Annotated in this window: 7 protein-coding genes and 2 tRNA genes; 1 reads left to right on the top strand and 8 read right to left on the bottom strand. The window is 44.0% G+C overall.

From position 1 onward, the window contains the following. The coding region (locus tag HMPREF3034_RS05975; RefSeq protein WP_156431054.1) for a RagB/SusD family nutrient uptake outer membrane protein at window positions 1–724 on the top strand (724 nt) is incomplete at its 5' end. A gap of 68 nt (window positions 725–792) precedes the next feature. On the opposite strand, the gene asnS is transcribed toward HMPREF3034_RS05975, so the two are convergent. The 8 genes from asnS to HMPREF3034_RS05940 all read right to left on the bottom strand — a co-directional run bounded on the left by asnS (window position 793) and on the right by HMPREF3034_RS05940 (window position 8049). After that, window positions 793–2187, bottom strand: a complete 1395-nt coding sequence (asnS, locus tag HMPREF3034_RS05970) for an asparagine--tRNA ligase (protein WP_062434013.1) — start codon at window positions 2185–2187, stop codon at window positions 793–795. A gap of 30 nt (window positions 2188–2217) precedes the next feature. Further along, window positions 2218–3702, bottom strand: coding sequence for a pseudouridine synthase (locus tag HMPREF3034_RS05965; RefSeq protein WP_062434009.1), 1485 nt, complete (start codon window positions 3700–3702; stop codon window positions 2218–2220). A gap of 95 nt (window positions 3703–3797) precedes the next feature. Beyond that, the gene (purB, locus tag HMPREF3034_RS05960) at window positions 3798–5144 is read right to left on the bottom strand and encodes an adenylosuccinate lyase (protein ID WP_062434008.1); all 1347 of its coding nucleotides are present in this window, start codon (window positions 5142–5144) and stop codon (window positions 3798–3800) included. A 137-nt stretch (window positions 5145–5281) separates the two neighbouring features. Next, a tRNA-Val gene (locus HMPREF3034_RS05955) sits at window positions 5282–5356 on the bottom strand. Between the two features lie 225 nt (window positions 5357–5581). Next, complete coding sequence (locus HMPREF3034_RS12580; protein ID WP_156431053.1) at window positions 5582–6058, bottom strand: hypothetical protein; 477 nt, start codon at window positions 6056–6058, stop codon at window positions 5582–5584. Window positions 6059–6116: 58 nt separating this feature from the next. Beyond that, a tRNA-Val gene (locus tag HMPREF3034_RS05950) sits at window positions 6117–6191 on the bottom strand. A 131-nt stretch (window positions 6192–6322) separates the two neighbouring features. Next, window positions 6323–7240, bottom strand: a complete 918-nt coding sequence (locus HMPREF3034_RS05945; RefSeq protein WP_052052954.1) for a helix-turn-helix domain-containing protein — start codon at window positions 7238–7240, stop codon at window positions 6323–6325. Between the two features lie 83 nt (window positions 7241–7323). After that, the gene (locus HMPREF3034_RS05940) at window positions 7324–8049 is read right to left on the bottom strand and encodes a nitroreductase family protein (RefSeq protein WP_062434005.1); all 726 of its coding nucleotides are present in this window, start codon (window positions 8047–8049) and stop codon (window positions 7324–7326) included. Window positions 8050–8225: the final 176 nt, after the last annotated feature.

The following is an 8225-nucleotide window of genomic DNA, read 5'->3' as shown; positions in this document are numbered from 1 at the left end:
CAGCGTGGGTCAAATTAGTGTGGCTTTTCCATGGGGAGATGGATGGGGAGAAATTAAGTTCTGGAAAAACTTCCCTGAAGGCCCTAGAAAGGCAGCCGTTTACAGTCCAAAGATTCGTATGAAAGACGGTAAATTGGTTGATTGGTGGGAAAAGAAGGATGGAAAACCTGTTGTAGCAGAGTATCATCCTATGTTTACAGTCTTTACACTCAATGCCGATGAGAAGGGGAAAGAGGTACGTGCACCTTACGACTACACCAAACCTCCTTACTTAGGAATGTGTACCGACACTCGTCACAAACTGATTCGCTATCCCGAAGTCATGTTATGGTACGCAGAATCAGCTGCTCGTAGCGGCAGTTCGGACTTGACACAGGCCAAAGAGTGCCTGAAAAAGGTACGTCAACGTGCTGTTAACGCTGCCGAAGCCGATAAGGTTGGAGGCGTAAGCATTGATGCGATGTCGGCAAATGAGCTTGCCGAGGCTGCATACATGGAACATGGATGGGAAGTTGCAGGCTATTGGGTAGCCATGGTAACCCGTCGTAGCGATGAGTTCCGTATGAATCGACTGAAAGAAAACTTCGAGTATAGAAAGGCAAACAAGCCTCTTGAAGTTGCAACAGGATTCACAGCACAAGAGAGTGTGTTGGTAACAGGTAGTTGGAGTGACAATCTGATCTATATGCCGTACCCGGATACGGAAGTAGAAAAAAAATGGTAATCTACATAGATAAACAAAAAAAGAGTGGCAATCAAAATTGATTGCCACTCTTTTTTATATGATATTCCTTAGAATTCTGCCGACTTCGGTGTACGTGGGAAAGGTATTACGTCACGAATATTCTGCATACCTGTAACGAAAAGGATAAGACGTTCAAAACCCAAACCGAAACCACCATGAGGGCATGTTCCGTATTTACGGGTATCGAGATACCACCACATATCCTTCATAGGGATGTGACGCTCTTCTATTTCGCCCATCAGTTTCTCGTAATTCTCCTCACGAACAGAGCCACCAATGATTTCTCCAATCTGTGGGAACAGCACGTCGGTGCCCTGAACAGTCTTTCCATCCTCGTTAATCTTCATATAGAAAGCCTTGATTTCCTTTGGATAGTCACTCATGATGACAGGCTTCTTGAAGTATTCTTCTACGAGATAACGCTCGTGTTCGCTCGCCAAATCCATGCCCCAAGATACAGGGAACTCGAATTTCTTGCCGTTCTTAACAGCCTCTTCAAGTATCTTCACACCCTCAGTGTAAGGCAAACGCACGAAGCTATCCTTCAAAATGCCCTGCAAACGCTCCAACAACGTCTTGTCAATCATCTTGTTGAGGAAAGCAAGATCGTCCTTACAATTGTCCAAAGCCCACTTCACGCAATACTTGATGAAATCCTCTTCCAAGTCCATCAAGTCGTTCATATCAATGAAAGCAACCTCCGGTTCAATCATCCAGAACTCTGCCAAGTGGCGAGGAGTATTACTATTCTCTGCACGGAACGTAGGACCAAAGGTATAAATCTGGCCTAGGGCTGTGGCTCCTAATTCACCTTCTAGCTGTCCACTCACGGTGAGTGAGGTCATCTTTCCGAAGAAATCATCCTCGTACTTAATCTTTCCATTCTCGTCTTTCTCCAAACGATAGAGGTTCTTCGTGGTCACTTGGAACATTTGTCCGGCTCCTTCTGCATCGCTAGCTGTAATCAGCGGCGTATTGAAATAGTAGAAGCCATGGTCGTGGAAATACTTATGAATGGCAATAGCCATATGATGGCGAATGCGCATCACAGCTCCAAAGGTATTCGTACGCAAACGTAGATGAGCATGTTGACGCATGTATTCGAATGATTGTCCTTTCTTTTGCATAGGATAATCGCTCGCACAGAGACCATAAACTTCAATCTCACGGCACTGAATCTCTACGGTCTGACCTTGTCCTTGGCTCTCTACCAAAGTACCTGTTACGCAAAGGCAAGCCCCGGTAGTGATACTTTTGAGCATGTCGGCATCCACAGTCGTAGGGTCTACTACCACCTGTATGTTGTTAATAGTAGAACCATCGTTCAGCGCGATGAAGTCTACGGCTTTGCTACTACGATGGGTACGCACCCATCCTTTCACGATAATGTCTCGTCCAAAGTCGGTACTTTGAAGGGCATCGACGACTTTAGTTCGTTTCATATTGTTATAATAGAATCTTTAAAATACAACTTATTCAAATGCACCCATGCGGAGCATCTCTACTTCTTTCTCTGTTAAGAAACGCCAATCGCCACGGCGAAGGTTCTTCTTTGTCAATCCTGCAAACTGTACACGGTCGAGTTTGATGACACGATATCCCAAGCTTTCAAAGATACGACGTACAATACGGTTCTTTCCACTGTGTATTTCAACACCTACCTGACTCTTGTCGCGCTCGTCAGCATACTCGATTGCGTCTGCATGTATCTCTCCGTCTTCCAACTCAATACCATCGGCAATCTGCTGAATATCATGTGCTGTGACGTTCTTATCAAGATAAACATGGTATACTTTCTTCTTTAAGAACTTCGGATGAGTCAACTTACTAGCCAAATCTCCATCATTGGTAAGAAGCAATACACCTGTAGTGTTACGATCCAAACGACCTACCGGATAGATACGTTCGGGACAAGCATCCTTCACAAGTTCCATAACGGTCTTGCGTTGTTGTGGATCATCGCTCGTCGTCACGCAATCCTTAGGTTTGTTGAGCAATACATATACCTTCTTTTCCAAGGATACATTCTGGTCGTGGAACTTCACTTCATCTGTACGAAGCACCTTTGTACCCAACTCGGTAACGACGTTTCCGTTCACCGTTACCACTCCAGCCTGAATAAATTCATCAGCCTCGCGACGGCTACAAACACCTGCATTGGCCAAGAACTTGTTCAAACGAATCGGTTCGTTCGGGTCTATGTGTTCCTCCTTATACTCAATACGCTTCTTCAAACTGTATTTTGCATTAGGATCATAGCCCGGTGTGTGTTGGCGATAGCCGCCTTGATTGCCATAACCACCGCGATTATTGTAACCGCCACGATTGTTGTTTCCATAGCCGCCACGGCTGTTATAGCCATAACCACCGCGATTATTACCATAGCCACCACGGTTATTGTTGTATCCGCCACGGCTGTTATAGCCACCTTGTTGACGAGGCTGGTATCCGCCTTCTTCACCATTGTTATTGTAACGGGGCTGATAACCACCCTGTTGACGCGGTTGATAGCCACCTTCACCATTATTATTGTAACGAGGACGATAACCACCTTGCTGCTGACGAGGCTGATATCCTCCCTCAACATTATTATTGTAACGAGGGCGATAGCCTCCCTGCTGACGAGGTTGGTAACCACCTTCACCATTATTATTGTAACGAGGACGATAGCCACCTTGTTGTTGACGAGGTTGATAGGGACGCTGTGGGGCGCCTTGAGCATTGCTCTGTAAACCTACGCCAAATCCTTCGGGGCGGAATCCACCCTCTGAATTACCTCCGTTCATGCTACCACGCTCGCTGCTGTAAGCACGTTGTGTATGGATACGGGGGCGTTGTGAACGTCCTGTTGAATGATAGTCTCTTGAATAGCTTCCTTGTGATGCATAGCCCTCACGGCCATTCTCGCTCTGTTCTGACGACAGATTCTGATTGTTGTTTTCGTTTTCAAACTCCATTTTAATTCTCTTTGTTAAGCCTCACGGCGGTTAATAAGTTGTTGAAATAAAATCTATAATGATAATTAATAAATAATTCGTCTCTCTATATATCGTTAAATTCCGGTATAATTCATCGGTGTAATGGCCATCAATTCGGCTTTCACACTATCGCTTACATTCAATCCGGCAATGAACTCATGAATCGTTTGCTCCGTCATCTTCTGATTTGTACGCGTCAAAGCTTTCAATGCTTCGTAAGGATGTGGATATGCTTCGCGACGAAGGATGGTCTGAATAGCCTCGGCTACCACCGCCCATGTATTATCCAAGTCTTCAGTTAGTTTCTCCTCATGGAGTATCAACTTGCGCAATCCCTTCAATGTACTCTGGATAGCTATTACTGTATGTCCTACAGGTACACCCACATTGCGAAGTACAGTAGAGTCGGTCAAATCACGCTGCAAGCGACTTACCGGCAGTTTCTGAGCCAAGAATTGCAACAAAGCATTCGCTATACCGAGATTACCTTCGCTGTTCTCGAAGTCAATGGGGTTCACCTTGTGCGGCATTGCACTCGACCCAACTTCACCGGCTTTAATCTTCTGCTTGAAATAATCCATGGAGATATACATCCAAAAATCGCGGTCAAGGTCGATGATGATTGTATTGATACGACGAATACCATCAAAGAGGGCACCCATATAATCGTAGTTGCTAATCTGAGTAGTGAATTGTTCACGATCCAGACCTAGTTTTTCTTTCACAAAACGATTACCAAAATCTTTCCAATCGTAAGCAGGATAAGCCACATGATGGGCATTATAATTACCTGTTGCCCCACCAAATTTAGCTGTAATCTTGCATGCCTTCACCATCTCCAACTGCTCCTTGAGTCGATAGGCAAACACCTCTATCTCTTTACCAAGTCGTGTGGGCGATGCAGGCTGACCATGAGTTTTGGCCAACATCGGCACATCTTTCCACTCTTCTGCATAAGTCTCCAATTGCGCAATGAGTTCTTCTATCTGCGGATAGAACACCTCTGTCAAAGCATCTTTGATAGATAGTGGCACACTTGTATTATTAATGTCTTGCGAGGTCAACCCGAAATGCACGAATTCCTTGTATTCATCCAGTCCACCAATCTTGTCAAACTCTTCCTTGATGAAGTATTCCACAGCTTTCACATCGTGGTTCGTCACCTTCTCGATGTCTTTCACGCGCTGGGCACAAGCCTCATCAAACAGGCGATAAATGTCGCGTAGACGTTCAAACAGCGCATGGTCGAAAGAAGCCAACTGTGGTAAAGGAAGCTCACAAAGTGAAATAAAATACTCTATCTCTACACGGACACGATAGCGTATCAAAGCATACTCTGAAAAATAATTCGCAAGTGGTTCTGTTTTCCCTCTATAACGGCCGTCTACCGGAGAAATCGCCGTCAACTGATCAAGACTCATACTAATACGTATTTTGGTAATATATATATTATGGTGCAAAGGTACTGTTTTGCCAGAAAATCAACAAAAGCAAACTGATAAAATAATCTAAAAAGAAAAGAGTCCTATAATCATTCCGACTATAGGACTCTATTGTGTGGGCGTTGACGGATTCGAACCGCCGACCCTCTGCTTGTAAGGCAGATGCTCTAAACCAGCTGAGCTAAACGCCCTTACTCCTGTAAAGCGGTTGCAAAGGTAAAAGACTTTTTTGATACTACCAAATTTTTCGATGATATTTTTCAAAAAACAGTCAAATATCAACCCAAACAGGGTCTCATATCCTTATTTTTCTTTCTTCTTCCTATTCATCAACCATCCTATCAAATATGCCATGATGAGGACAACAAGCTCGGAATACACGATAAAAGCAACAAGCACGACAACCTAGAACACTGTTATCCATTAGTTTTAAAGCATAATCTACCTAAAAAGCTAATAAATAAAGCAGCTATCAAATATAGTAATACATACCCAACGCATAACGTATAATCGCCCCAATCAGTCCACCCCGGAATAATGCAAACCAAATCTCCCACTGCATCTTCTTGATAACAAGTAGCAGCTGGTGGCAAAGATAGTGAGAATATGAATGTAGTTATCAACCATGTCAGCATAGTAACTAAGCATGCAAAGAAGCGAATTACATAAGTACGACAAAAGATATGAACCGCCAAATCGACAATAATACCAGTTATTCCGAGTATCAATAACAGGTAATAATACAAGACACCCGCCAAAGAATCTCCTTGTTCCGGAAGCAGATAGCAGCAGCCTAATACAAATAATAAGAATATCAAGCCCGCTATGTAACCAACAAATACCGCAAGATATTTACGTAAATGCTTTATATAAAATCTCACAAAATTACTCATAGGCCATAAATAAAAAAAATCCCTGCAACCTTAAACGGCTACAGAGACTATCTCTATGTGGGCGTTGACGGATTCGAACCGCCGACCCTCTGCTTGTAAGGCAGATGCTCTAAACCAGCTGAGCTAAACGCCCTTACTTTCGTAAAGCGATTGCAAAGGTAGAATACTTTTTGTACACTGCCAACTTTTTATGAAAGTTTTTTCATCTAAGCTCTTATTTTTTTCTTTTCAAGCCCCTCTCCTACATATATCGAGCCACTTATCTTATGTATTTCGCAGCGTTTCCCGATATTTCATGGGTGGCATTCCACAATGTTCTTTCACATATTTTCCAAAGAATGAGACGTTTTGGAAACCGGTCTTATGGGCAATTTCTTTGGCCGAGAGGTCGGTAGAGCGCAGATAATAATTAATATCTGCCAAAGTATACTCACGTATCCAATCGTTAGCTGTCTTGCCCGATTGCTTTTTACAAATAACAGTCAGGTATTTTGGACTGATAAACAGTTCTTGCGCATATTCCTCTACAGGCCGATGCTTCACCTCACTATTCTGCAATAAAGAGACAAAACGGGTAAAAATTCCGTCGCTGGCTTGATGGTCTTCAGGCACATTATTCATGCTATCGGTAAGCAAAGAACATAGTCCCAGCAACGCACACTTGATTAAAGTCTGCACCAACTCGCCCTTGAACGGTTTCCAAGCCGTTGATTGAGCACCTGCATCAATACAAAGCCCCAACAAACTATAAAACTGTTGGTAGAACAAAGTGTCTTGTTCGGTTAACTTCACCTTTGATATTCGATTCACATAAACAGCCTGCGTCCACACATTCATATTATTATGAAGGATGTTACGCAGCCCATTGGTCGTGATACACAGTACAGCGCATTCAAAATCGGGACTCACCATGACATTTTCTATCATGGCATTAGGAGCACATAAAATTGCCTCGCCCATACAAATCGTAACAGACACCCCATCCAATTGGCCTTGCATGCGTCCTCGTTTGCAAAAAGCTATCGCATTCATGTTTACTCGTATGGGATCAGGCTCAGACAGAGCACGAAGATTATCAATCAACATGATGTCCGAATCAGAATATCCTATTTCCACATGAGCACCTTCTTGAACATCTGCAACAACCTGTTGCCAATCTCTCACACGGCCTTTATGTTCCATTTTACTTCCTATACCATTTGATTTTGATACAAAAGTAACACTAAAACATCAAACAGACTATCCTTTTTAGATATTTTTATTGATCAGATACGATGATATTGTTGATCGAAAGGTAGGCGGAAACGGTCACCCCATACACCATCGGGTAGGCGCATACCACAGGTGATAACCATATTGATTTCGGTACCACAAGGCAAGTGTAGTGCTTTCTTGACAAGGGCACTATCAAAACCTTCGACCGGACAAGTGTCGTAACCAGCCTCACTCATAGCCAGCATGAAGGTTTGTACGGCAAGTGCACAACTCTTATGGACAACCACCCTAACATCTTGTTCGCTCACTTGGCGCACCATAGGACGGAACAATCCGATGGTTTGCGCCAACAGTTTACGGAACAATCCCAACATACCGAAACAGCGAGCATACTGGAACGGCATCAACTTACCATAGTACATCTCCCAGCGTTTCGTACGTTTCTCGTGCTTTTCTGCCGGACTATTGCGCTTCACATCTTCCACCAAGAATTCGAGGTTAGCCTTCGCATGCCCCTTATAGAGGTCTTGACGCGTCACAAACACCACCATCTGTTGAGCGGTAGAAGCCGTTAACTGGTCCAGACAAGCATGCGTCAACTGCTGCAACACCCCCTTATCGGTCACATGATAGGCTTCCCACAATTGCATATTAGAACTGGTAGGTGCCAATGTCGCCATTTCTATACATTGGCACACGCGCTCACTGTCGAGCGGTTGTGCCGGGTCGTAGTGGCGAACGGCCCTTCTGTGATTTAAAATTTCCTGTAAAGTCATAAGAATTATATTAACCTCCCCCGTCCCCTCCCAAGGAGGAGAGTGCCTACAGAGACTATATTACATTGATAGTTGATTAACCCCCCCCGTCCCCTCCCAAGGAGGGGAGTAACTAAGAGGATTATATTGAACAACCGATTCCTATTCTCCCCTCTCCTTAGGAGAGAGGATGAAGG

The sequence above is a fragment of the Prevotella sp. DNF00663 genome (genome assembly GCF_001553265.1).
In the GTDB taxonomy this organism is placed as follows: domain Bacteria; phylum Bacteroidota; class Bacteroidia; order Bacteroidales; family Bacteroidaceae; genus Prevotella.
This window is presented reverse-complemented; position numbering and strand designations above follow the sequence as displayed.

Excerpts from the sequence above, each read along its gene's own strand:
- asnS (WP_062434013.1), bottom strand. The coding sequence starts at position 2,187 with ATGAAACGAACTAAAGTCGTCGATGCCCTTCAAAGTACCGACTTTGGA.
- HMPREF3034_RS05965 (WP_062434009.1), bottom strand. The coding sequence starts at position 3,702 with ATGGAGTTTGAAAACGAAAACAACAATCAGAATCTGTCGTCAGAACAG.
- purB (WP_062434008.1), bottom strand. The coding sequence starts at position 5,144 with ATGAGTCTTGATCAGTTGACGGCGATTTCTCCGGTAGACGGCCGTTAT.
- HMPREF3034_RS12580 (WP_156431053.1), bottom strand. The coding sequence starts at position 6,058 with ATGAGTAATTTTGTGAGATTTTATATAAAGCATTTACGTAAATATCTT.
- HMPREF3034_RS05945 (WP_052052954.1), bottom strand. The coding sequence starts at position 7,240 with ATGGAACATAAAGGCCGTGTGAGAGATTGGCAACAGGTTGTTGCAGAT.
- HMPREF3034_RS05940 (WP_062434005.1), bottom strand. The coding sequence starts at position 8,049 with ATGACTTTACAGGAAATTTTAAATCACAGAAGGGCCGTTCGCCACTAC.